Origin of the sequence: Pseudomonas sp. FEMGT703P, from assembly GCF_002786345.1 — a bacterium.
GTDB classification, from domain to species: domain Bacteria; phylum Pseudomonadota; class Gammaproteobacteria; order Pseudomonadales; family Pseudomonadaceae; genus Aquipseudomonas; species Aquipseudomonas peli.
Genome location: NZ_PGCM01000013.1, coordinates 58,855 through 82,952, shown reverse-complemented (window position 1 = coordinate 82,952; position 24,098 = coordinate 58,855). Strand labels below are relative to the sequence as shown.

Below are 24,098 nucleotides of genomic sequence, written 5' to 3'. Positions count from 1 at the left end.
ATAGACCTGATGGGTGCCAGCCCTTAGCGCTTGAGGCACCAGAAGTGGTAGCCGCCGTCCTGATGCACGGCGCCCTCTACCTCTTTCTCGAAACCGGGGAAGTGGTTGCCCCAATCCTGCAGGGCCTGGATGTAGCGAATCCACGGGCCATCCAGCGGCCCGAGGTTCTCGCCGGGCATGACAATCGGGATGCCTGGTGGATACGGCATGATGCCAACCCCGGTAACCCGCCCTGCTGCCTGTTGCAGCGGCAACAGTTCGACCTCGCCGGTTTGCAGCGCCTGGAATGCAGCGCGCGGGGTTGTTTCGATCAACGGCAAATTACCGAAGGCTTTGGCCTGCAGGGCGTCCATGCGGCTGCTGCGCATGTACTCGAACATCTCGTTGCTGAGGTCACGCAGGCCCATGCCGCGGTAGCGCTCAGGCGCCTTGGCGACCAGATCAGGCAGCACTCGTTCCAGCGCCACGTTGCCGTCGTAGTGGCGCTTGAAGGCCAGCAGCACGTTGATCAGCGTGCCCCACTTGCCCTTGGTTACGCCGATGCTGAACAGGCACAGCACCATAAAATCGGTGATGCGCGACGGCACGATGTTGTTGCGGTAGAGAAAGGCACCGAGGATGGGCGCGGGGATGCCCTCCGCCAACAGCTGGCCGTCGGCGCCCATGCCCGGCACCATGATGCCGACCTTGATCGGGTCGAGCATGCACCAGCCTTTTTCCAGGCCAGCAAAGCCATGCCATTCAGCGCCTGGCTCCAGCTCCCAGCAGGCGGGATCGCTGGTCAGTTGCTCGGCATCGGCGTCAGCAAAATCAACCATCTTGCCGGTTTTGCTATCGCAGACCTGCGGCGCGTTCCATGGCTGGAAGAACCAGTCGCCGCGGCTGGCGAACTCGCGGTGGGTACGCGCCAAGGCCTGACGGAAATCCACCGCCTCGCGCAGCGAATCCTGGGTCAGGCTATAGCCACCATTGCCGTCCATCATCGCCGCGCCCACCTCGTTGGAGGCGAACAGCGCGTACAACGGCGAGGTACTGGCCTGAATCACGAAGGATTCATTGAAGCGGCTGTGCTCGACCGGGTTGCGGCCGTTACGAATATGGATAAACGAGGACTGCGACAGCGCCGCCAGCAACTTGTGGGTCGAGTGGGTGGCAAACACCGTTGGGCCGTCGGCCGGGTGGCGTGCTGGATCGCCACGCATGGCGTAACGCCCCTGGTACAGCGGATTGAAGCGTGCGTAGCCGTACCAGGCTTCATCGAAGTGAATGCGCTCGCTGCTCTGCGCCAGCATGCCCTCGGCGCGTTCGGCGTGCAGGCACATGCCGTCATAGGTGCAATTGGTGACCACGGCATACACCGGCTTGCTGCCCTTGGCCTGGGCGCGCAGCGGATGGTTGGCGATGGCGGCCTGGATGCGCTGCGCATCGAACTGCGCGGGCAGCAGTGGGCCGATAATCCCGTAGCGGTTGCGTGTCGGGGTCATATACAGCGGCAGGCCGCCAGTCAGCACCAGGCCCTGCTCGATGGATTTGTGACAATTGCGGTCGCACAGGGCGAACTGGTTTTCACCGACGCAGGCCATAAAGATCGCCCGGTTGGAGCCCGAGGTGCCGTTGAGTACCGAGTAGCTGGCGTGGGCGCCAAAGATCCGCGCCACATAGGCTTCGGAGTCTGCCACCGGGCCGCTGTGATCGAGCACTGAACCAAGGCTGCCGCGCTCGATACCGCTGTCGGTGCGAAACAGGTTTTCCCCGAAGAAATCGAAGAACACCCGGCCCACCGGCGACTTGGTAAAGGCAATCCCGCCCTGATGCCCCGGCGCAGCCCAGGAATGCTCATCTTTCATGGTGTAGCGCAGCAGTGCATCGGTAAACGGCGGCAGCAGGTGCTCAAGGTAGCGATTGATCGCGGCAATCACCCGACCGACGACAAAGGGCGCGGTGTCTTCGAGCATCCAGACGAACTCGTCGGCCAACCCCATGGCTTCCACCGTGATGCTCTTCTTGGCATTACGGTCGGCCATCAGAAATACCGGAACGTTTTCGTTGCGCTGGCGAATGCTGCGCAGCAACTCCAGCGCCTGGGCGTGGGAGCTGTCGTCATTCTTGCCCAGGGTCCAATCGACGCAGATGCAATGCAGCGCCGCATCGGACATCACCGCCGCCAACCCATCCTCATAGGAGGTGGCCTTGATCAGCTCGGCATTGCGACTGGCAAATTCGTCGACCAGCTCGTTGAGCACACGCCCACGCATGCTGGCAGGGCTGCCAAGGTCATCGTCAACCATCAGCACGCGCATTTTCAGGGGTTTGTTGGTTCGTCCAATCATCAACCTGCCTCCATCGTCCTTTTGCGCAAATGCAGTCGCACTGCCCATACCCTGACATCCAGTAACCGTGCGGGGGTTAGTGCATAGAAACCGGGGAATTGATGCATGCCCACTCAGCGCACTATGCACCGAGCAGCGAAACATCTTGTGACATGGATCAACAGCCTAGTCAGCATCGCGGGCCGCGCAAACTTTCTGACTGAACAAACGGCTGAGTGCGACGAATAGCCGTGCTAGAGCGGCACAGTGCCATTACGAGGGATGGGCAAAGACGCAGAAACAACAAAGCCCCGCGAGGCGGGGCTTTGTTTTGCAGCTAAGCGGGAAGCTTAAGCGTCGCTATCGGCTGTGGCCTTGTAAGCGGCCGCATCCAGCAGCTTGTCCAGCTCGCTGGCATCGCTTGGCTTGAGCTTGAAGAACCAGCTGCCGTAGGGATCGCTGTTGACGCTTTCCGGGCTGTCGGCCAAGCCGTCATTGATCGCGATGACTTCACCGGAAACTGGTGCATAGATGTCGGACGCGGCCTTGACCGATTCCACCACCCCGGCTTCCTGACCGGCATTCAGGCTCTTGCCGACTTCTGGCAGCTCGATGAATACCACATCACCCAGGGCTTCCTGCGCGTGATCGGAAATGCCTACGGTAACGCTGCCATCGGCTTCCAGGCGCGCCCACTCGTGGCTGGCGGCGTAACGCAGATCGGCGGGGATATTGCTCATGTGTCGTTCCTCATCTGACATGACGGCGACCACGCCGTCATGGAAATTTAGCAGGCCTTGGCCATACCGAAAGAAAGTCTTTAAAAACCTAGCGAGCCGCTCCAACACGGGCGCTCTCGACCATCCATGGCTAACTCAAGGCTTAGATAAGCGCCTTGCCGTTACGCACAAAACTCGGCTTGACCACCCGCACCGGGTACCACTTGCCGCGAATCTCAACCTCGGCACGCTCCTGAGTCGCCGCCGGCACGCGGGCCAGGGCGATAGATTTACCCAGGGTCGGCGAGAAGCTGCCGCTGGTAATCTCACCTTCGCCCACGCCCTCAACCCGCACCACCTGATGCGCACGCAGCACGCCGCGCTCTTCCAGCACCAGACCCACCAGCTTGGAGGGAACGCCTTCGGCCTTCTGCTTCTGCAGTGCAGCACGGCCAACAAAGCCACGGCTGGCCGGCTCCCAGGCGATGGTCCAGGCCATGTTGGCGGCCAATGGGGTAACACTTTCGTCCATGTCCTGGCCGTAAAGGTTCATCCCGGCTTCCAGGCGCAGGGTGTCGCGTGCACCAAGACCGATCGGGGAAATACCGGCACCGACCAGCTCATTAAGGAAGGCCACCACTTCGCTGGCTGGCAGCATGATTTCCAGGCCGTCTTCGCCGGTGTAGCCGGTGCGAGCGATAAACCACTCGCCATCGGGCTGGCCTTCGAACGGCTTGAGGCTCTGAATCAGGTTGGCGCGCGACTGGCTGACCAGCTCGGCAGTCTTGCTGCGCGCATGCGGGCCTTGAATGGCCAGCATCGCCAGCTCGGCGCGCTCTTGCAGCTGCACGTCAAAGTCGACGCTCTGCAGGCGCATCCAGGCCAGGTCCTTGTCGCGGGTCGAGGCATTCACCACCACGCGGTAACCAAAGTCGGTCAGGTAGACGATCAAATCATCCACCACCCCGCCCTGCTCATTGAGCATGCCGCTGTAGAGGGCTTTACCGATACTTTGCAGGCGCTCGATATCATTGGCCAGCAGGTGTTGCAAATAGGCCTTGGCCTGGCTGCCACTGACATCCACCACGGTCATGTGCGACACATCGAACACCCCGCAGTCGCGACGCACCTGATGGTGCTCCTCGACCTGCGAGCCATAGTGCAACGGCATGTCCCAACCGCCGAAGTCGACCATCTTGGCACCCAGAGCGAGGTGCAGGTCATAGAGCGGTGTGCGCTGTCCCATAAGTGTCTCCTTGCGGGCTGGGCAGTGCAGCGGCAACCCGGCTGAGCCCACACAATCGGGCACTGGCACAAGCTATCAAGATGATCGGCCGCTGCGAATGGCGCGCATTGTAGCCGCAACACCGGGGGCGGTCATCCCAACGTGGCAGCCTGTCGCGCAGGCCCGTTTGGCTAACCGTGACGGCGCGCCGAACGGCGGATCAGCAAAATCACCGGCAGCAGACCGACCAGTACCAGCGTCAGGGCCGGCAGCGCCGCGCGCGCCCACTCGCCCTCGCTGGTCATTTCAAACACCCGCACCGACAGCGTGTCCCAACCAAAGGGGCGCATCAGCAGGGTGGCAGGCATTTCCTTGAGCACATCGACAAACACCAGCAACGCCGCCGACAGCGCACCCGGCACCAGCAGGGGCAGGTAGACCTTGAAGAACAGCCCGATACCGCCGACGCCCAGGCTGCGCGACGCTTCCGGCAAGGACGGGCGAATGCGCGCCAGGCTGTTTTCCAGCGGCCCGTAGGCCACCGCCATAAAGCGGATCATATAGGCCAGCAACAGCGCCGACAGGCTGCCGAGCAGAATCGGCTTGCCCGCACCGCCGAGCCAGCTGGACAGCGGAATCACCAGCTCACGGTCCAGATAGCTGAAGGCCAGCATAATCGCCACCGCCAGCATCGAACCCGGCAGGGCATAGCCGAGGTTGGCCACGCCGACAGTGCCGCGCATCAAACGGGTCGGGGTTAAACGTCGAGAGAACGCCAGCAGCAAGGCCACACTGACGGTGATCAGCGCCGCCATCGCGCCCAGATACAAGGTGTGCAGGATCAATGCGCTGTAGCGTTCATCCAGATCGAAACGGCCGCGCTGCCAGAACCAGACGATCAGCTGCAGCACCGGGATAACAAAGCCGCAGGCGAACACCAGGCCGCACCAAGCACTGGCAGCCAGCGCCTTGCCGCCCTTGAGGTGATACAGCGCCTTGCCGCGCGGCCGCTCATTCACCGGACGCACCGCACCGCGGGCGCGGCGTTCGCCGTAGAGCACCAACATCACCGCAAGCAGCAGCAGGCTGGCCAGCTGGGTGGCGCTGGTCAGGCTGTAAAAGCTGTACCAGGTCTTGTAGATGGCCGTGGTGAAGGTATCGAAGTTGAACACCGAGACCGCGCCGAAATCTGCCAGGGTTTCCATGATGGCCAGGGCCAGACCGGCGCCAATCGCAGGGCGCGCCATCGGCAAGGCTACGCGCCAGAACGCTCGCCAGGGGCTCAGACCAAGCACCCGCGCCGCTTCCATCAAGCCCTTGCCCTGGGCCAGAAAGGCATTGCGCGCGAGCAGGTAGACGTAGGGGTAGAAAACCAGCACCAGCACGATGATCACCCCGCCGGTGGAGCGCACCCGAGGAAAGCGAATGTCACTGCCGAACCACTCGCGCAGCAGGGTCTGCAGCGGCCCGGCGAAATCCAGCAGACCGACAAACACGAACGCCAGCACATAGGCGGGAATGGCAAATGGCAGCATCAGCGCCCAGTCCAGCCAGCGCCTGCCGGGGAACTCACAGAGGCTGGTGAGCCAGGCCAGGCTGACGCCAAGCAGCGTCACACCCAGGCCCACACCGAGGACCAACACCAGGGTATTGCCGAGCAGGCGCGGCAACTGGGTTTGCCACAGGTGCGCCCAGATCTGCTGGTCGACCTCGTGCCAGCTAAACATCAGCACGCTCAGCGGCAGCAGCACCAGCAAGGCAACGGCAAAGGCGATGGGGTACCAGCGGCGCTGGGCAGGATGGGCCACGCAGAGTCCTCAAAACTGGAAAAGACAACGCCCCGGACTAAGCCGGGGCGTCGAGTATAACGGCGTAGGCCGTAGAACCTGTTTACGATTTCGCGAGCTAGAGTCCTGCAAGGCAAAAACAGGCGAGGAAGCGGAATGTACTTTTGTACATGAGCATTCCGAGCCTGTTTTTAACGCCGCAGGGCCGACGCGCAGCAAATCGTTAAGTTCTTAGTTCCAGCCAGCGCGATCCATCAGCATGGTCGCTTCAGCCTGGCGCTTGCCAGCCACTTCGGTGGCGATCGAGTCAGCCTTGAAGGTGCCCCAAGCAGCCACTTCCTTAGACGGTGCGACCGCCGGGTTGGCCGGGAACTCCTGGTTGACACCGGCGAAGATGGTCTGCGCTTCTGCGGTGGTCATCCACTCCAGCAGCTTGCGGGCGGCTTCGGCGTTTGGCGCGTGCTTGGTCACACCGGCACCAGCCAGGTTGACGTGCACACCACGGTCGTTCTGGTTCGGCCAGTACGGCTTCACTTTCAGATCCGGCTGCTGCTGGTGCAGGCGGCCGTAATAGTAGGTATTGGTGATGCCAACGTCGCACTGGCCGGCGTCGATGGCTTGCAGCAGCGCGGTGTCATCGGCGAACACGTCGGTGGCCAGGTTGTTGACCCAACCCTTGACGATTTCTTCAGTTTTGGCTGCGCCATGGGTTTCGATCAGGGTGGCGGTCAGCGACTGGTTGTAGACCTTCTTGCTGGTACGCAGGCACAGGCGGCCTTCCCAGTTCTTGTCAGCCAGGGCTTCGTAGGTGCTCAACTCGCTCGGTTTAACCCGCTCGGTGGAGTAGAAAATGGTCCGCGCGCGCAGGGACAAGCCTGTCCAGCTGTCAGTGCTGGAGCGGTACTGAGCCGGGATATTGGCGTTGATAAGCTCAGATTTGGTCGGCTGCAGCACGCCTTCCTGCTCGGCTTGCCAAAGGTTGCCGGCGTCGACGGTGATCAGCAGGTCAGCCGGGGTATTGGCACCTTCAGCCTTCAGACGCGCGATCAGCGGCGCTTCCTTGTCGGTGATGAACTTGACCTTAACCCCGGTTTTCGCGGTGTAGGCATCGAACACCGGCTTGATCAGCTCGTCGATGCGCGAGGAATACACCACCACTTCATCGGCGGCCTGCGCAGTGCTAGCGAGCGCAGTGAGGGAGAGTGCGGCGAACAAGCCTTTGCTTACCTGCATGGAGAGTGCCTCTTGGTATAGACGAGTTAAGGTGCCAAATAGTAGTGAATGGCATTTAGGTTCTCAACTCGTTATCTATTTAAACCTGTAACAAGCGCCTTCAATCCTCCTTAGGCCACTGCCTGCTGCGCGGCTAACTGCTTGGCTTGCTCACGCAACACAAACTTCTGCACCTTGCCGGTGCTGGTTTTCGGCAGACTGGTAAACACCACACAGCCCGGCACCTTGAAGCGCGCCATGCGCTGCTGACAGAAGGCGATTACTTCCTCGGCCGTCAGCTCGGCACCCGGCTTGAGGGTGACAAATGCGCAGGGCGTTTCGCCCCATTTGGCGTGGGCCATGGCCACCACAGCGGCTTCGAGGATCTGCGGATGGCGATACAGCACGTCTTCCACCTCGATGGAGGAGATGTTTTCGCCGCCGGAAATGATGATGTCCTTGCTGCGATCCTTGATCTCCACATAGCCGTCGGCATGCCACACCGCCAGGTCGCCGGAGTGGAACCAACCACCGGCAAAGGCCTCGGCGGTGGCTGAGGGGTTCTTCAGGTAGCCCTTCATCACCACGTTGCCGCGCATCATGATTTCGCCGATGGTCTGGCCGTCTTTCGGCACCGGTTGCAGGGTATCCGGGTCGGCCACCATCAGGCCGTCGAGCAGCGGCGCTCGCACGCCCTGGCGGGACTTCAGGCGCGCGCGTTGTTCCGGGCTTTCGCTGTCCCACTCGCTTTTCCACTCGCAAGCCACGCTGGGGCCGTAGGTTTCGGTCAGGCCATAAACGTGGGTAACCCGGAATTCCAGGGCTTCCATGGCTTCTATTACCGCAGCGGGTGGCGCGGCGCCGGCGGTGAGTACTTTAACCGGCTGGGTCTTCAGCGCTTTCAGCGCGTCATCGGCGTTGGCCAGCATATTGAGCACGATCGGCGCACCGCAGAAATGGTCGACGTCATGCTCGGCGAGCAACGGGTAGATGGCTTCGGCACGCACATGGCGCAGGCACACGTTGACCCCGACATAGGCGGCCAGCGCCCAGGGGAAGCACCAGCCGTTGCAGTGGAACATCGGCAGCGTCCACAGGTACACCGGGAAGCGGCTCATGTCCCAGCACATGGCGTTGGACAGGGCATTTAGGTGTGCGCCACGGTGGTGATAAACCACGCCTTTGGGGTTGCCGGTGGTGCCGGAGGTGTAATTGAGGGAGATCGCCTGCCACTCATCAGCCGGCAACTGCCAGGCATAGCCCGGGTCGCCTTCGGCCAACAGCGCCTCGTACTCCAGCTGACCAATCAGCATACCCTCGGCATATTCCGGGTCATCGATGCCAATCACCAGCGGCGGCTGCGGCAAGTGGCCGACCACGCGCTGGGCCAGCTCGCCAAACTCCTTGTCCACCAGCAGCACCTTGGCTTCGCCGTGCTGCAGGATAAAGGCGATGGCTTCGGCATCCAGACGGGTGTTGATGGCATTCAGCACCGCGCCACACATCGGCACGCCAAAATGCGCCTCGAACATCGCCGGGCCGTTGGGCGCTATCACTGCCACCGTGTCGCCCAGGCCGATGCCGCGCTGGGCCAGGGCCGAGGCCAAACGAATACTGCGGCTATAGGTTTCGCCCCAGGTCTGGCGCAGGCTGCCGTTAATCAGCGCCAGGCGCTGCGGGTAGACGCTGGCGGCGCGCTCAAGAAAGCTCAGCGGGCTGAGCGCCTGAAAATTTGCCGCATCACGGGGCATGCCGTATTCGTAGGGATTGACGCTGTGCATTGTTGTTCTCCAGCTGGGCGTTGTGCGCAGAGACCATAGCAGCCGTAAGGTTTTAGCGATGCGCGACCTTGGTCGAAACCGTGACTCGCAAGTCAGCAATCACGTCAGCATAGGCATCCGAACAGCCATGCTGGGCGCTTGATCGCGGCGCAATAACCGCCGCAGAGCGTTCCAGACTGCGTGACAAGCCTCCATAGCCTTATCTCGGTTTGTCTGGCGTTATCTTTTCAAGGAGTTATCGAGTGACCTCACGCTTACCTGTGATCGTTGGTTTTGGTGGCTATAACGCGGCTGGACGCAGCTCCTTCCACCATGGTTTCCGCCGCACCGTGATCGAGTCCATGGACACGCCTGCGCGCCAGCAGACCCTTGCCGGTCTGGCAGTGATGATGAAACTGGTCAAGGTGGTTGATGGCCACTATCAGGATGACGCCGGCAACACCCTGAGCCTGGCCGAGATCGACAGCCGCTTCGCCGAGCAGATTCTCGCCTCGACCCTGGTGCGACGCATCGAGAAGCAGCACCTGGATGTCGACGCCGCGCACTGGCAGAAGACCATCGACATCAGCGCCACCGCCGGCCAGCCGCTGAGTTTTATCACCCTGCGCAAGCACCTGCCCGAGCCGCTGCCATCCGACTGGACGGTGGACGAGTTGAACGCCAGCGAAGTGCTGGTGACCCTGCACGACAACTGCGAATTCAAGGTCGACAGCTACCGCGCCCTGCCGGTGAAATCCGCCGGACAGCTGCCCAGCGGCTTCGAACCGAGCGAGCTGTACAACGCACGCTTCCATCCGCGCGGCCTGGCCATGACCATCGCCGGCGTCACCGACGCGCTACGCGCCACCGGCATCGATTGGCAAACCATCATGCAGCACGTGGCCCCCGACGAAGTCGCGGTGTTCTCCAGTTGCATCATGAGTCAGCTCGACGAAAACGGCTTCGGCGGCCTGATGCAGTCGCGCCTCAAGGGCGGCCGCGTCACCGCCAAGCAACTTGCCCTGGGCCTCAACACCATGTCGGCGGACTTTATCAACGCCTACGTGCTGGGCAGCGTCGGCACCACCGGCGCCATCACCGGCGCCTGCGCCACCTTCCTCTATAACCTGCAGAAGGGCATCGAACAGATTGCCAATGGCAAAGCGCGGGTAGTCATCATTGGCAGCAGTGAAGCGCCGATCAATCAGGAATGCATCGAGGGTTACGGCGCCATGGGCGCGCTGGCCACCGAAGACGGCCTGCGCCAGATCGAAGGCAAGGACTCGGTCGACTTCCGCCGCGCCAGCCGCCCGTTTGGCGAAAACTGCGGCTTTACCCTGGCCGAGGCCTGCCAGTTCGTGGTGCTGATGGATGATGAGCTGGCCCTGGAGCTGGGCGCGGATATCCATGGCGCGGTGCCGGATGTGTTTATCAACGCCGACGGCTTCAAGAAATCCATCTCCGCCCCCGGCCCCGGCAACTACCTGACCGTGGCCAAAGCCGTGGCCAGCGCCGTGCAACTGCTGGGCATCGACGCGGTGCGCGAGCGCAGCTTCGTGCATGCCCACGGCTCCAGCACCCCGGCCAACCGGGTGACCGAATCGGAAATCCTCGACCGCGTGGCCAGTGCCTTCGCCATCGAGCAATGGCCGGTCACAGCAGTGAAAGCCTTTGTCGGCCATTCCCTGGCCACCGCCAGTGGTGACCAGGTGATCTCCGCCCTGGGCAGCTTCAAGTACGGCATCATCCCCGGCATCAAGACCATCGATGCGGTGGCTGAAGACGTGCACCAACAGAACCTAAGCTTCGCCACCCAGGATCGTTCACGCGCACCCGAGCAGCTGGATCTGTGCGTAATCAACTCCAAGGGCTTTGGTGGCAACAACGCTAGCGCCCTGCTGCTGGCGCCACATGTGGCCGAACGCATGCTGCGCAAGCGCCACGGCGAAGCGGCCTTTGCTGCCTACCTGCAGCGACGCGAAGCCACGCGCCACGCCGCTCAGGCCTACGACGCGCAGGCGCTGCTGGGGGATTTGGGGATTATCTATAACTTCGGCAACGACCTGATCGACGATAAGCAGATCGAGATCAGCGCCGAGCAGATCAAGGTGCCGGGCTTCGCCCAGCCGCTGCTGTTCAAAAAGGACGAACGCTACGGCGATATGCTCGACTGAGCATCAGTGATGGGTTGGCCTGCGGCTAACCCATCCTACGGCCACGTCTTAATCCAACGCGCGAGCCAGCTGAATCAGCTCGGCGCGCCAGGGAGCGGCGGCCGGCAGCGCCAGAAAGTACGGATTGAGCAACGACTCACGCGCCTCATAGGTCAGCGTCTCGCCCTTTAGCGTCAGCACTTCACCACCCGCGCCCTCCAACACGCCCTGCGCCGCGGCGGTGTCCCACTGCGAGGTCGGCGCCAGGCGCGGGTAACAATCGGCATTGCCTTCGGCCAGTTGGCAGAACTTCAGCGAGCTGCCGACATTGGCCAATTGCAGATCACCAAAACGCTCGCTCAACCCGGTCAACAACGCTTCCTGCGCCGGGCTGGAATGGCGGCGGCTGGCCACCAGGGTAAAGGCCTCCTGCGGGGCCAGACGCACACGAATCGGCTCAGCCGTACCTGCCGCATCCGCGCGCCAAGCCCCAAGACCGGCACCGCCGTAATAGCACTGGCCGGTGGCCGGAATACCCACCACGCCAAACAACACGCGGCCTTGTTCGATCAACGCGACGTTGACGGTGAACTCCTCGGAGCCACCGATAAATTCTTTGGTGCCATCCAGCGGGTCGACCAACCACCAGCGGCTCCACTGCCCGCGCTCGCTCAGGGCAATATCGGCCGCCTCTTCAGACAGCACCGGAATATCTGCGGCAAGGGCAAGCAGGCCGTCATTCAGAATATGGTGCGCGGCCATGTCGGCAGCCGTGACCGGAGACGCATCGGCTTTTTCATTCACCGTCACATCGGCGCGCCAATGCGGCAATGTTGCCGCGCCAGCCTGACGCACCAGTTCAATCACAGCGGGGATCAGTGGATGGCTCATGGCTTAAAGATCCCACGCTGAGTCAGTACATCGCGGGCCAGGTACAACGCCGCCAGGGCGCGACCTTCGGTGAATTGAGGATGCTGGATCAGGCTCGATAGCTCGCGCAGGCTGGTTTGGTCGACGCGCATCGGCTCAGGTTCATCGCCGGGCAGGCGTTCTTCATAGAGATCCGAGGCCAGCACTACCTGAATCTTCTGGCTCATATAACCCGGCGACAGGCTCAGCTCGGCCAGCAGCTCCAGCTGGCGCGCGCCAAAGCCGGCTTCTTCCTTCAGCTCGCGGTTGGCCGCCACCAACACGTCCTCACCGGGTTCAATCAGCCCTTTGGGCAGCGACAACTGGTAGTCATCGGTGCCGCCGCAGTATTCCTCAACCAGCAGGGCGTGCTCGTCATCGACCATCGCCACCACCATCACCGCGCCATAGCCGGAACCCTTGCCCACCAACCGCTCGTAGGTGCGCTCCACGCCGTTGCTGAAACGCAGTTGCAGCTCCTCAACGCGGAACAGGCGGCTGCTGGCGACGATTTCGCGAGCGAGTACGGTGGGTTTCTGACGCATGGGGCGGCTCCTGGGCAGGACATAGCGGGTTATCATAGCGCGGCTTTTCCTATTATCTGCGTAGGAGATTGCGCGATCACGACGCCTGCGGCGCAAATCGCGACCGCCTGCGCATCTACCAGAAGAACTGCGCATGCCTGCCTTGCCCTGGAACGCCATCGACACCGTCCTGCTGGATATGGACGGCACCCTGCTCGACCTGCACTTCGACAACCACTTCTGGTTGCAGCACCTGCCGCAGCGCTATGCCGAGCACCACGGTGTCAGCCGCGCGCTGGCCGAAGCCGAACTGCTGCCGCTGTTTCGCGAGCACGCAGGTACGCTCAACTGGTACTGCACGGATTTCTGGAGCCGCGAGCTGAACCTGTCGATCCGCGACCTCAAGCGCGAAGTCGCGCACCTGATCGCCCTGCGCCCGGACGCCGACACCTTTATCCAGGCATTGCGCCAAGCCGGCAAGCAGGTGGTGCTGATCACCAACGCGCACCGCGATTCGCTGTCGCTGAAGCTGGAACGCATCGAACTGGCGCCCTACTTCGACCGGCTGATCAGCTCCCACGACTATGGCTTCCCCAAGGAAGACCAGCAGTTCTGGCACGCCCTGCAGCAGGACATCAGCTTCGAGCCGGCGCGCAGCCTGTTTATCGACGACAGCCTGCCAATCCTGCGCAGTGCCGGACATTTTGGCGTCGGCCACCTGCTTGCCGTGCGCCAACCCGATAGCCAAGCGGGGCCAAAGGACACCGAGGAGTTTGCAGCCGTCGAAGACTACCGCGCACTGGTGCAGGGGCTTTAACCTCACACCCGTTGGCCGCCCCAGGACGTTGAGGACGCATCATGGACATTAAACAGCTGAAGTTCCTCATCGCCCTGGATGAAACCCGCCACTTCGGCCAGGCCGCCGCGCGTTGCCATATCACCCAGCCAACCCTGTCGATGCGCCTGCGTCAGTTGGAGGACGAACTGGGTCTGGAGTTGGTGCGCCGTGGCCAACGCTTTGAGGGGTTCAGCGCCGAGGGTGAGCGCATTCTGGCCTGGGCGCGAAGCCTGATGGCCGCGCACGATGGCCTGTATGCCGAAGCGGCCGCCTGCCGTGGCCAGTTGGTCGGCACCTTGCGTTTGGGCGTGGTGCCACTGGCAGGTTTCGATCCGATGCGCCTGGTGCAGTTTTTCGCTGAGCAGCATGCCGGGCTGCGCTTTCAGTTGTTCGCCCTGAGCAGCGAGGAAATTCTCGAGCGCCTGGGGCGTAATCAACTCGACCTTGGCCTGTCGTATCTCGACCGCCTCAACCCGGAACACTTCGACAGCCTGGAGTTGGCGGAAACGCGCATGGGCCTGCTGCATGACCGTCGACATTTTCACTTCACCGACCCGTCCCTGCGCTGGGAAAGCCTGACTGATCTGCCGCTGGGCCTGCTCTCGGCCGGCATGCACTTTCGCCAGTCCATCGACCACAGCTTTCGCTCCCGTGGCCTGACGCCCAATCCACGGTTGGAAACCGATGCCGTGCATCAACTGCTGCAAGCGGTCAGCGCCGGGCTGTGCTGCGCGATCATGCCGCTCAACGGCGGCCTGGCCGAGTTCACCGAGCACTTGGCGCTCACGCCGATTGAGGATGCCCACACCCTCGCCCCGCTGGGCCTGATCCTGCGCCGCAGCGCGCCGCGCTCGGCCCTGGCCGAAGCCTGCTTTGCCGAAGCGCAGAAACTTTTACCGGGCGCGACAGGCTGAAAGGCCCAAGCTTGAAGCCTTGATAGATGCTGTCTATCACGAGATCGGCAACAGCGATTAGACGCACCCGTTAGAGCGGCCTAGGCTGGCGCTATTGCCTCGCTGCCGGGAAGCCTGCTCATGCCACGTCACGCCCCGACCATCGATAAAGATTCCGCGCCGGTGCTGCTGCCAGCGCCCACCTACAGCTACGTCGAGCTGGCGGACGCACCGCAGGATGGCGCTGCCGCGCTGGCCAGTGAAACGGCGCTAGCGATCAGCTACAACGGCATCAGCCACAGCGTGATGATGGTCTCGCCTAGCGACCTTGAAGACTTTATCTACGGTTTCAGCCTGAGTGCCGGCCTGATCGATAGCTTCGATGAGGTCTACGATATTCGTCTGCAGCAACACGACAGCGCCATCAGCGCCGAGGTGCAGGTCAGCAACCGCGCCTTTTGGGCACTCAAGCAGCAGCGTCGCACCCTAGCCGGCAACAGCGGCTGCGGCCTGTGTGGGGTGGAGGCGCTGGAACAAGCCCTGCCGCACCTGCCCAGCCTCACGCCCAGTCCACTGCCGGCAGCCGCCCACTTACAAGGTTTGCGTACGCGAATTCAGGCCGTACAAACCATGGCCCGCCACAGCGGCGCCGTGCATGCCGCGCTGTTTGTTGATGGCCAGGGGCAGATCCGCCTGTGCCGAGAAGACATCGGCCGGCATAACGCCCTCGATAAGCTGCTCGGCGCCTTGCACCGCGAAGGGGAAAACCCGCGCCAGGGTTTTGCCGTGGTCACCAGCCGTTGCAGCCTGGAGCTGATCCACAAGACCCTGCGCGCCGGCATCAGCACCTTGGTCAGCCTGTCCGCGCCGACCACCCTCAGCGTGCAGTGGGCGCGCCAGCACAACCTCAACCTGATCCACCTGCCCCAGCACAACGCGCCACGGGTCTACAGCCCGGCCGCACCCGGAGTCGCCCAGCCATGAGCCTGCAACCGATCAATCCGCGCTATCAACCGTACAAGGGCGCAGCCGCCGGCTGGGGCGCGCTGCGCAGCGTGACGCACTTCTGGCTGGACAGTAAGCAGCCGTTCAAGAACCTGCGTGCCCTGCTCAAGACCAACCAGCACGGCGGCTTCGACTGCCCCGGCTGCGCCTGGGGTGATTCGCCGGAAGACGGCCACATCAAGTTCTGCGAGAACGGCGCCAAAGCAGTCAACTGGGAGGCCACCAAGCGCCGTGTGGACGCCGCTTTTTTCGCCCGTTACAGCGTCAGCCAACTGCGTGAACAAAGCGATTACTGGCTTGAATACCAGGGCCGCCTGACCGAGCCAATCCGTTATGACGCCGCCAGCGATCATTACCAACCGATCAGCTGGGGCGCCGCCTTCGCCCTGATCGCCGAGCACCTGAATGCGCTGCAAAGCCCCAACCAGGCCGAGTTCTACACCTCCGGCCGCGCCAGCAACGAGGCGGCCTACCTGTATCAGCTGTTTGTCCGCGCCTTTGGCAGCAACAACTTTCCCGACTGCTCGAACATGTGCCACGAAGCCAGTGGTGTGGCGCTCGGGCAGAGCGTAGGCGTCGGCAAGGGTAGTGTGACCTTCGCCGATTTCGAGCACAGCGATGCGATCTTCGTGCTCGGGCAAAACCCCGGCACCAACCACCCACGCATGCTTGAACCGCTGCGCGAGGCGGTGAAGCGCGGCGCGCAGGTGGTGTGCTTCAACCCGCTGAAAGAGCGCGGTCTGGAACGTTTTCAACATCCGCAACATGCGTTGGAAATGCTCAGCAACGGCTCCGAACCGCTGAACACCGCATTCTTCCGCCCGGCTTTGGGCGGCGATTTAGCCGCCCTGCGCGGCATGGCCAAGTTCCTCCTGCAATGGCACCGCGAAGCGCTGACGAATGGCGAGCCAGCGGTGTTCGACCTGGCCTTTATCGCGGAACACACCCACGGCGTGGACGGCTATTTAGCGCTGCTGGATGCCAGCAGCTGGGATTCGTTGGTCGAGCAATCCGGCCTGAGCCTGGATGAACTAAAGCATGCCGCCCTGCTTTATCGCCGTGCCGAGCGAGTGATCATCTGCTGGGCCATGGGCATCACCCAGCACCACAACTCGGTGGCGACCATTCAGGAAATCGTCAACCTGCAGCTGCTGCGCGGCAACCTCGGCCGCCCGGGTGCCGGCCTGTGCCCGGTACGCGGCCACAGTAACGTGCAGGGCGACCGCACCATGGGTATCAATGAGCGCCCGTCGGCAGCCTTTCTCGATGCGCTGGAGCAGCGCTTTAACTTCCAAGTGCCGCGCGCGCAGGGCCACAACACCGTTGAGGCGATCAACGCCATGCTCGACGGTCAGGCCAAAGTGTTTATCGGTTTGGGCGGCAACTTTGCCCAAGCCACCCCGGACAGCCCGCGCAGCCATGCCGCGCTGAGCCGCTGCGCGCTGACCGTACAGATCAGCACCAAACTCAACCGCAGCCACCTGACCACCGGCACGGATGCGCTGATCCTGCCGTGCCTGGGCCGCACAGATATCGACCAGCAGGCCGGCGGCCCACAGGCGGTAACCGTGGAAGACTCGTTCAGCATGATCCACGCCTCCTACGGCCAGCTCGAACCGCTGTCGGCGCAGATGCGTTCGGAACCAGCGATCATTGCCGGTATCGCCAGGGCCACCCTGGGTAACCATCCGGTCGACTGGGACGCGCTGATTGCCGATTACCGACGCATCCGCGAACTGATTGCCGAGACCATTCCTGGCTTCAAGGACTTCAACCAACGCCTGCAACACCCCGGCGGTTTCTACCTGGGTAACCCCGCCGCCGAGCGCCGCTGGCTGACCGCCAGCCACAAAGCCAACTTCAAGGCCAACCCGCTGCCTACCGATCTGCTGCCGCCGCAAGTGCGCAGCAGCGGGCAAACGCCGGACCTAATCCTGCAGACGCTGCGCTCCCACGATCAGTACAACACCACCATCTATGGTCTGGATGACCGCTACCGTGGGGTCAAAGGCCAGCGCCAGGTGCTGTTCGTCAATGAAGCGGACATTCTGCGCCTAGGCTTTCAGCCGGGGCAGCAGGTCGATATCCAGTCCATCTGGGATGACGGCATCGAGCGCAAGGTTGTGGGTTTTACCCTGCTGGCTTTCGACATTCCCGCTGGCCAGGCCGCCGCCTACTACCCGGAAGCCAACCCCTTGGTGCCGTTGCAGAGTTTCGGGACGGGCAGCTTTACCCCGACCTCGAAATACGTAGCCATCCGCTTGCAGGCCCATCAGGCCACTGCGCGCATTCTTTAAGTGAATCTGTGGCGGCGATCACAGCGGCGACCAGCGGCAGGGAATTTTTCGGCAAACCGCCCTCTAAGACTGTGCGCGGAGTAATCATCCTTTAAAAACAAAGGCCTAGGTCCGCACCCTGTTCAATCGAGAAGGTCTGCCGTATGCGTACATTATTTTCTGCGCTGGTATTCAGCGCCCTGGCTTCGCCCCTGGCCCTGGCGGGCGATACCGGCAAGGTCGCCATCGGCGGCGGTATTGGTGGTGCCCTGGGCAACGTAATCGGTCAACAAGTCGGTGGCAGCACCGGCGCGGCGATTGGTGCAGGCCTGGGTGGCGCGGCAGGTGGCGTCATTACCGCACGCGACGGTAACAAGACCGAAGCCGCATTGGGCAGCGGCCTGGGTGCAGCCGGTGGCTCGGTACTGGGTAACAAGGTCGGCGGCAGCACCGGTTCAACCATCGGCGCCGGCCTGGGCGGCGCAGCCGGTGGCGCGCTGGCCAATGAATACGCCGGCGGCAGCGAACGTGATCGCGGCCACTACAATGGCAAGAAACATAAGAAGCATAAAAAGCACAAACATCACTAAGTGCCGAGCGCTGACAACAAAAAGCCGCCTAACAGCGGCTTTTTTGTGTGTGGTAAGCGCCTTAGCCGCGACGCCAGCCTGGCGGCGCGCAGCTCAAGCGCCGCTACGCAGCCGGTTCCATCAGTAGCACCGTCAGCGCCGCCCGCAGGTTCTCGGGAATGCTCATCGGGCGGTTGCTGCTGCGATCGACGAAGACATGCACAAAGCGCCCGGCCGCGCAGGCCTCATCTTCATCGGCCTTGAACACGGCCAGCTCGTACTGCACCGAACTGTTGCCCAGCTTGCCGACCCGCAGGCCGATCTCGATGCGCTCGGGGAAGGCGATGGAAGCGAAGTAGTCGCAGCTGGAGCTGACCACAAAACCGACCACCTCGCCGTGATGGATATCCAGGCCGCCGACTTCGATCAGGTAGGTGTTCACCGCGCTGTCGAAGAAGCTGTAGTAGGTGACGTTGTTGACGTGACCGTAGACATCGTTGTCATGCCAGCGCGTGGTGATCGGCTGGAAGTGCCGGTAATCGCTGCGCAAGTGTTGGGGTTGGCTCATCGGAAGTCCTTGAGGTTGACGAGGCGGCTTAATAGGCCACCTGGTAGATGGCCAGGGCATGGGCCTCGGTCATTTCCCGTGGGTTGTTCACCAGCAGGCGCTGTTGCTGCATGGCGTCGCGGGCCAGGGTCGGCAGCATGTCTTGCGGCACACCGGCATCACGCAGGCGCGTGGGCAGGCCGCTGCGCAAGCTGAAATCGGCTAGTGCACCGATAAACTGCTCGGTCTGCTGCAAAACACTGCCGGCGCGCAGCTGATCGCCCAGCACCAGCGGCGCCAGCTCGGCATACAACGGCGCGGCCGCATTGCCGTTGAAGCCCAGCACATGCGGCAGCACCAAGGCGTTACTCAAGCCGTGGGGAATATGGAAATGCCCGCCCAGCGGATAAGCCAGCGCATGCACCGCCGCCACCGGCGCATTGGCAAACGCCTGGCCGGCCAGGCAGGAACCCAGCAACATGGCCTGACGCGCCTCGCGGTTACCGCCGTTATGCACCACTTCATCCAGATTGGCCGCCAGCAGGCGCAACGCTTCGCGGGCCAGCAGGTCGGATAACGGATTCTTTTTCAGCGCGCTGGTGTAGGCCTCGATGGCATGCACCATAGCGTCGATTCCGGTGGCGGCGGTCACAGCCGGCGGCAGGCCAAGGGTCAGCTCGGCATCGAGCAGCGCCAGGTCCGGCAGCAGCAGCGGCGAGACCACACCCATCTTGGTGGTTTCGCCGGTGGTGATGATGGAAATCTGCGTGACTTCCGAACCGGTGCCGGCGGTGGTCGGCACCAGAATCAGCGGCAAACGCTGACCCCGGGCATTGCCAACGCCGTAAATCTGCGCCAGCTCCTGGCCGCACTCGGGATGCGCCAGCAACGCCACCAGCTTGGCCACATCCATCGAGCTGCCGCCGCCAAAGCCGACGATCAGCTGCGCCTTGAGCGCGCGGGCCTGCTCGACCGCTGCCAGCAGAATCGTCTCGGGCGGGTCGGCGACCACCTGATCGAAGACCTCAACCGTCAGCTCGGCACGGGCAAAACCTGGCAGCACCTCATCCAGCAGGCCGAGCTTGCTGATGCCCGGGTCGGTGACGATCAGCACCCGTTGCGCGCCGCGCTCGCGGCACAGCTCGGCCAGACGCTGGGATGCACCGATCTCACACAGAATCTGCGCCGTGGTGGCAAAGCTAAAGGGCAGCATGGGGTGATCCTCTTGTTGTAATGATTGGCTCGCGCCGCAGCGTGGCTTGCACCCACGCTACGCGCTTCGGTCAGAAGGCGAAACTCGCCTCATCCATGGCCATCAGACAGTCGGCACCGCCCAGCAGGGACTCGCGATGGGCGCTGGCCCGTGGCAACACCCGGCGCAGGTAGAAGTCCGCGGACTGCAGCTTGGCCTGGTAGAACGCGGCCTCGCCGCTGCCCGTCTCCAGGGCATCCTGCGCCCGTGCCGCCGCCTGCAGCCAGAAACCGGCCAACAGCACATAGGCCGAATACTGGAGGAAATCCACCGAAACCGCGCCGATCTCCTGCACATCGCGCTGGCTGGCGGCAATCACTGCGCTGCTCAGCTCACGCCACTCGCCCAGACGCGCCTGCACCGTTTGAGCCAGCGCGGCCAGCGCCGGGCGGCCAACCTGAGCGTCGCACAGCTCGCTGAACTCGGCCTGCAGCGCCGACAGTTCCGCTCCGCCGTCACCGAGCACCTTGCGGCGGATATAGTCCAGCGCCTGAATGCCGTTGGTGCCCTCATACAACTGGGTAATACGGCTGTCGCGCATCAGCTGCTCAATGCCCCACTCGCGGATAAAACCGTGGCCGCCATACACCTGCACCGCATGGCTGGCGACTTCCTGGCCCATATCGGTAAAGAAGGCTTTGACGATCGGGATCAGCAGCGCCGCGCGCTTGCCGGCGGCCTTGCGCGCGGCGGCGTCCGGGTGAGCGTGCTCCAGATCAAGTTGGCGCGCGCAGTAAGCCGCCAGCATACGGCTGCCTTCGACCAGGCTCTTCTGCGTCAGCAGCATGCGCCGCACATCGGGATGCACGATGATCGGATCGGCCGCTTTGCCCGGCTCCGCCGCCCCATTCAGGGCGCGCGATTGCAGGCGCTCGCGGGCATAGCGCAGCGCACCCTGGAAGGCCGCTTCGCCAATGCCCAGCCCCTGCAAACCGACCTGAAAGCGCGCGTCGTTCATCATGGTGAACATGCAGGCCAGGCCCTGGTTGGCTTCACCGATCAGCCAGCCGGTGGCGCCGTCGAAGTTCATCACGCAGGTGGACGCACCCTTGATGCCCATCTTGTGCTCGATGGCACCGCAGGACAGCGCGTTGCGCGCGCCAGGAGTACCGTCGGCAGCGGCGACAAATTTCGGCACCAGCAGCAGGCTGATACCCTTCACCCCGGCTGGCGCATCCGGCAGGCGGGCGAGCACCAGATGAATGATGTTTTCTGACAGGTCCTGCTCGCCGCCGCTGATAAATATCTTGCTGCCGCTGACCTTGAAGCTGCCGTCCGCCTGCGGCTCAGCCTTGGTGCGCAGCAGGGCCAGGTCGGTACCGGCCTGCGGCTCGGTGAGGCACATGGTGCCGGCCCACTGGCCACTGACCAGTTTGTGCAGGTAGGTGTTTTTCAGCGACTCGCTGCCGTGCTTGTACAGCGCCAGCACCGCGCCTTCGGTCAGCCCGGAATACACGCGAAACGACAACGAGGCACCCATCAGCATCTCGTGAAAGTTGCACGCAAGCATCTGCGGCAGCGCCTGGCCGCCGTATTCGCTGGGCCCGGTCATACTTGCCCAGCCGTTATCGACATACTGCTGATAAGCCTCGGCAAAGCCATCCGGCGTGCGCACCTGGCCTTCGCTCAGCTGGCAACCTTGCTCATCACTGTTGCGATTCAGCGGCGCCACCACCTCGGCGGCGTAACGTGCGCCCTCCTCCAGCACGCCGTCGATCAGCTCGCGATCAAGGCCGTTGCCGAGCAGCTCACAGTGGCCGCTGATATCGAACAGTTCGTGCAGCACAAAGCGCATATCGCGCAGCGGAGCCTGATAACTCATACCTGGCCCTCCTGCACGTCGGATACCCGCACGTCGGCGAAGCGCTGGCCGCTGCTGGCCAGTTTTTCAATCAGGCGTGCCGGCAACCAGTGCTCACCGAACGCCGCCTGCAGCGCTTTCAAACGATCATGAATCGCCGCCACACCCTGGCCATCGGCCCAGTTCATCGGTCCACCCTTGTCGGCGGGGAAGCCGTAGCCGTTGAGGTAGACCAGATCGATGTCATGACTATTGGCAGCGATATTCTCTTCGAGAATCTTCGCGCCCTCGTTGACCAGCGCCAGCAGGCAGCGTTCGAGGATTTCCTCGGGGCCGATCTCGCGGCGCGTGAAGCCCAGCTGCTCGGATACCTGCAGCACCAGCGCATCCACTTCAGGGTCATGCTCGGCCTGGCGGCTGCCCTCGGCGTAGCGGTAATAGCCCATGCGCACCTTCTGGCCAAAACGGCCGAGGCCGCACAGGCGGTTATCCACCTGCACCGCCGGATCATCCTGGCCCTTGCCGGCCAGCTCGCGGGCGCGCCATTCCAGGTCGATACCGACCACGTCATACATGCGGAACGGCCCCATGGCGAAACCAAAGCCCTGCAGCGCGGCGTCGACCTGATGCGGATAAACCCCTTCGAGCAGCAGCATGCGCGCCTCGCGGACATAGGTGTGCAGCATGCGGTTGCCGATAAAACCGTCGCAGTTACCCGCCACCACGCTGACCTTGCCGATACGCTGACCCAGGGCCAGTGCCGCGTCCAATACCGCCTGCGCTGTCTTGGCGCCACGGACGATTTCCAGCAGCTTCATGATGTGCGCCGGGCTGAAGAAGTGCAGACCGAGCACGTCCTGCGGGCGCGCCGTGACGGCGGCAATGGCGTCGATATCCAGCGCCGAGGTGTTGCTGGCGAGAATGGCGCCTGGCTTCAGGGTGGCGTCGAGCGTGCGGAAAATCTGCTGCTTGAGTTCCAGGTTCTCGTACACCGCTTCGATCACCAAATCAGCATCGGCCAGCGCCGCGTAGTCGCCCACCGGGGTGACGCAGGCGAGGCGCGCAGCCGACTGCTCTTCGCTGATACGACCCAGTTTGAGGTTGTGGGCATTGGTCTCGGCCACCACCTTTATGGCCTGCTCGAGCATCTGCGGGTTGTTGTCCAGCCACAGCACTTGAATGCCGGCGTTGGCCAGGCTCATGACGATACCGCGCCCCATAGTGCCCGCGCCGATCACGGCGGCCTGTCGAACCTCGAATGCCTTGCTCATGCCCACTCCTCTAATTAGTGCCGAACGAAATGCCTGTGCTGCAAAGAAAATTCGCCAGCCACCTTAAGCAAGGCGCTACTATTTTTGAAATTTAGTCTTGTGATAAGTCGTATTCAGCAGATGAATTTCTCTACCTTCGACCTCAACCTGCTGCGCGTGTTCGATGCACTGATGCGCGAGCAGAACGTTTCCCGCGCGGCCGAACGCCTGGCCCTGAGCCAGCCGGCAGTCAGCAACGCACTGAATCGTCTGCGCGAACTGCTCGATGACCCGCTGCTGGTGCGGGTGGGCCGCAGCATGCAGCCCACGCCGCGCGCCCAGGCGCTGGAAACGCCGATCCGCGCGGCCCTGCAGCAACTGGAACAGAGTCTCAGTGCCGGCGACGTGTTCGATCCGGCCAGCAGCCGTCAGCACTTCAGCATCGCCGTTACCGACTATGTCGAGCTGATCTGCATGCCACGGCTGCTTGAACAACTCAGCCAGCAGGCACCCGGCATGCGCATCGACATCCGCCACCTGAGCCCCAGCCTGCCGGCCGAAGCGCTGGACAAGGGCGAGTTGGACCTGGTGCTGGGGCGTTTCGAGGACATACCTGCGCGCTTTGCCCGCCAACACTGGATGAGCGAAACCCTGCAACTGGCGCTGCGCCGCGACCATCCGCTGGGCAACCAACCGATGGATCTGCCGACCTTTCTGCAGCTGCGCCACCTGTGGGTACACGGCGGTCAGACGCGCGGCATGGTCGACCAGTGGCTGGGCGAACAGGGCCTGTGCAGGGAGATTCGCTACACCACGCCCAATTACCTGCAGGCCGCGCATATCGTCGCCAGCAGTGAACTGGCTGCCGTGCTGCCGACCCAGCTGGCGCGCCACTTTGCCCGCCTGCTGCCGCTGCAACTGTTCGAGCTGCCGTTCGCCCTCGGCCCGTTTCACCTGGAAATCGTCAGCCTGGCCCAGCGCCAACGTGACCCGGCGCTGCATTGGCTGATTGAGCAGATCCAGCAGATCGATCAGCGCTGATCACCCGTCAGCCGGGAAAAGCCTTCCT

General features: G+C 62.9%; 19 protein-coding genes. 7 read left to right on the top strand and 12 right to left on the bottom strand.

All coding sequences use genetic code 11. The features are described 5' to 3' along the window. Positions 1-23 precede the first annotated feature (23 nt). The 6 genes from CUR33_RS19665 to CUR33_RS19640 all read right to left on the bottom strand — a co-directional run bounded on the left by CUR33_RS19665 (position 24) and on the right by CUR33_RS19640 (position 9,033). Positions 24-2,330 carry an Orn/Lys/Arg family decarboxylase gene (locus tag CUR33_RS19665; RefSeq protein ID WP_289240688.1) on the bottom strand — a complete coding sequence of 769 codons (2,307 nt, stop codon included), beginning with the start codon at positions 2,328-2,330 and terminating at the stop codon, positions 24-26. 329 nt (positions 2,331-2,659) lie between these two features. Then, complete coding sequence (gene gcvH / locus CUR33_RS19660; protein WP_090250315.1) at positions 2,660-3,049, bottom strand: glycine cleavage system protein GcvH; 390 nt, start codon at positions 3,047-3,049, stop codon at positions 2,660-2,662. A 142-nt stretch (positions 3,050-3,191) separates the two neighbouring features. Then, the gene (gene gcvT, locus CUR33_RS19655) at positions 3,192-4,274 is read right to left on the bottom strand and encodes a glycine cleavage system aminomethyltransferase GcvT (protein ID WP_289240687.1); all 1,083 of its coding nucleotides are present in this window, start codon (positions 4,272-4,274) and stop codon (positions 3,192-3,194) included. Positions 4,275-4,444: 170 nt separating this feature from the next. Beyond that, the gene (locus CUR33_RS19650) at positions 4,445-6,061 is read right to left on the bottom strand and encodes an ABC transporter permease (protein ID WP_289240686.1); all 1,617 of its coding nucleotides are present in this window, start codon (positions 6,059-6,061) and stop codon (positions 4,445-4,447) included. A gap of 210 nt (positions 6,062-6,271) precedes the next feature. After that, complete coding sequence (locus CUR33_RS19645; protein WP_289240685.1) at positions 6,272-7,273, bottom strand: extracellular solute-binding protein; 1,002 nt, start codon at positions 7,271-7,273, stop codon at positions 6,272-6,274. Positions 7,274-7,383: 110 nt separating this feature from the next. After that, a complete protein-coding gene (locus tag CUR33_RS19640; protein WP_289240684.1) occupies positions 7,384-9,033 on the bottom strand; it encodes an acyl-CoA synthetase in 1,650 nt (549 codons plus the stop codon). 242 nt (positions 9,034-9,275) lie between these two features. On the opposite strand from CUR33_RS19640, the gene CUR33_RS19635 reads away from it, so the two are divergent. Beyond that, positions 9,276-11,186: a beta-ketoacyl synthase gene (locus CUR33_RS19635; protein ID WP_289240683.1), complete on the top strand. Its 1,911-nt coding sequence runs from the start codon at positions 9,276-9,278 to the stop codon at positions 11,184-11,186. 48 nt (positions 11,187-11,234) lie between these two features. On the opposite strand, the gene cysQ is transcribed toward CUR33_RS19635, so the two are convergent. Next, the gene (gene cysQ, locus CUR33_RS19630) at positions 11,235-12,056 is read right to left on the bottom strand and encodes a 3'(2'),5'-bisphosphate nucleotidase CysQ (RefSeq protein ID WP_289240682.1); all 822 of its coding nucleotides are present in this window, start codon (positions 12,054-12,056) and stop codon (positions 11,235-11,237) included. Next, positions 12,053-12,619, bottom strand: a complete 567-nt coding sequence (nudE, locus tag CUR33_RS19625; RefSeq protein ID WP_233683329.1) for an ADP compounds hydrolase NudE — start codon at positions 12,617-12,619, stop codon at positions 12,053-12,055. The genes cysQ and nudE overlap by 4 nt, the downstream gene beginning before the upstream one ends. Positions 12,620-12,752: 133 nt before the next feature. Here nudE and yrfG point away from each other — a divergent pair, with 133 nt between their 5' ends. From yrfG to CUR33_RS19600, 5 genes are all read left to right on the top strand, one after another. Continuing rightward, the gene (gene yrfG, locus CUR33_RS19620; RefSeq protein WP_170048616.1) at positions 12,753-13,415 is read left to right on the top strand and encodes a GMP/IMP nucleotidase; all 663 of its coding nucleotides are present in this window, start codon (positions 12,753-12,755) and stop codon (positions 13,413-13,415) included. A gap of 41 nt (positions 13,416-13,456) precedes the next feature. Further along, positions 13,457-14,350 (top strand): LysR family transcriptional regulator, encoded by an 894-nt coding sequence (locus CUR33_RS19615; RefSeq protein WP_170048617.1) that lies wholly within the window; start codon positions 13,457-13,459, stop codon positions 14,348-14,350. A gap of 120 nt (positions 14,351-14,470) precedes the next feature. Beyond that, positions 14,471-15,313 carry a formate dehydrogenase accessory sulfurtransferase FdhD gene (gene fdhD, locus CUR33_RS19610; RefSeq protein WP_289240681.1) on the top strand — a complete coding sequence of 281 codons (843 nt, stop codon included), beginning with the start codon at positions 14,471-14,473 and terminating at the stop codon, positions 15,311-15,313. Further along, complete coding sequence (locus CUR33_RS19605; RefSeq protein ID WP_289240680.1) at positions 15,310-17,631, top strand: FdhF/YdeP family oxidoreductase; 2,322 nt, start codon at positions 15,310-15,312, stop codon at positions 17,629-17,631. The genes fdhD and CUR33_RS19605 overlap by 4 nt, the downstream gene beginning before the upstream one ends. 143 nt (positions 17,632-17,774) lie before the next feature. Continuing rightward, a complete protein-coding gene (locus CUR33_RS19600; RefSeq protein ID WP_289240679.1) occupies positions 17,775-18,200 on the top strand; it encodes a glycine zipper domain-containing protein in 426 nt (141 codons plus the stop codon). A 103-nt stretch (positions 18,201-18,303) separates the two neighbouring features. Here CUR33_RS19600 and CUR33_RS19595 read toward each other — a convergent pair whose 3' ends face one another. The 4 genes from CUR33_RS19595 to CUR33_RS19580 form a co-directional block, all read right to left on the bottom strand. Next, the gene (locus CUR33_RS19595) at positions 18,304-18,747 is read right to left on the bottom strand and encodes an acyl-CoA thioesterase (RefSeq protein ID WP_282874715.1); all 444 of its coding nucleotides are present in this window, start codon (positions 18,745-18,747) and stop codon (positions 18,304-18,306) included. Positions 18,748-18,775: 28 nt separating this feature from the next. After that, positions 18,776-19,939, bottom strand: coding sequence for an iron-containing alcohol dehydrogenase (locus tag CUR33_RS19590; RefSeq protein ID WP_289240678.1), 1,164 nt, complete (start codon positions 19,937-19,939; stop codon positions 18,776-18,778). 70 nt (positions 19,940-20,009) lie between these two features. After that, entirely contained in the window at positions 20,010-21,800 is a 1,791-nt protein-coding gene (locus CUR33_RS19585; protein ID WP_289240677.1) for an acyl-CoA dehydrogenase C-terminal domain-containing protein, read from the bottom strand. Further along, a complete protein-coding gene (locus tag CUR33_RS19580) occupies positions 21,797-23,050 on the bottom strand; it encodes a 3-hydroxyacyl-CoA dehydrogenase (protein ID WP_289240676.1) in 1,254 nt (417 codons plus the stop codon). Before CUR33_RS19580 ends, CUR33_RS19585 begins: the two co-directional genes overlap by 4 nt. A 120-nt stretch (positions 23,051-23,170) precedes the next feature. On the opposite strand from CUR33_RS19580, the gene CUR33_RS19575 reads away from it, so the two are divergent. Then, entirely contained in the window at positions 23,171-24,070 is a 900-nt protein-coding gene (locus CUR33_RS19575; protein WP_090250359.1) for a LysR family transcriptional regulator, read from the top strand. The last annotated feature ends 28 nt before the right edge of the window (positions 24,071-24,098 follow it).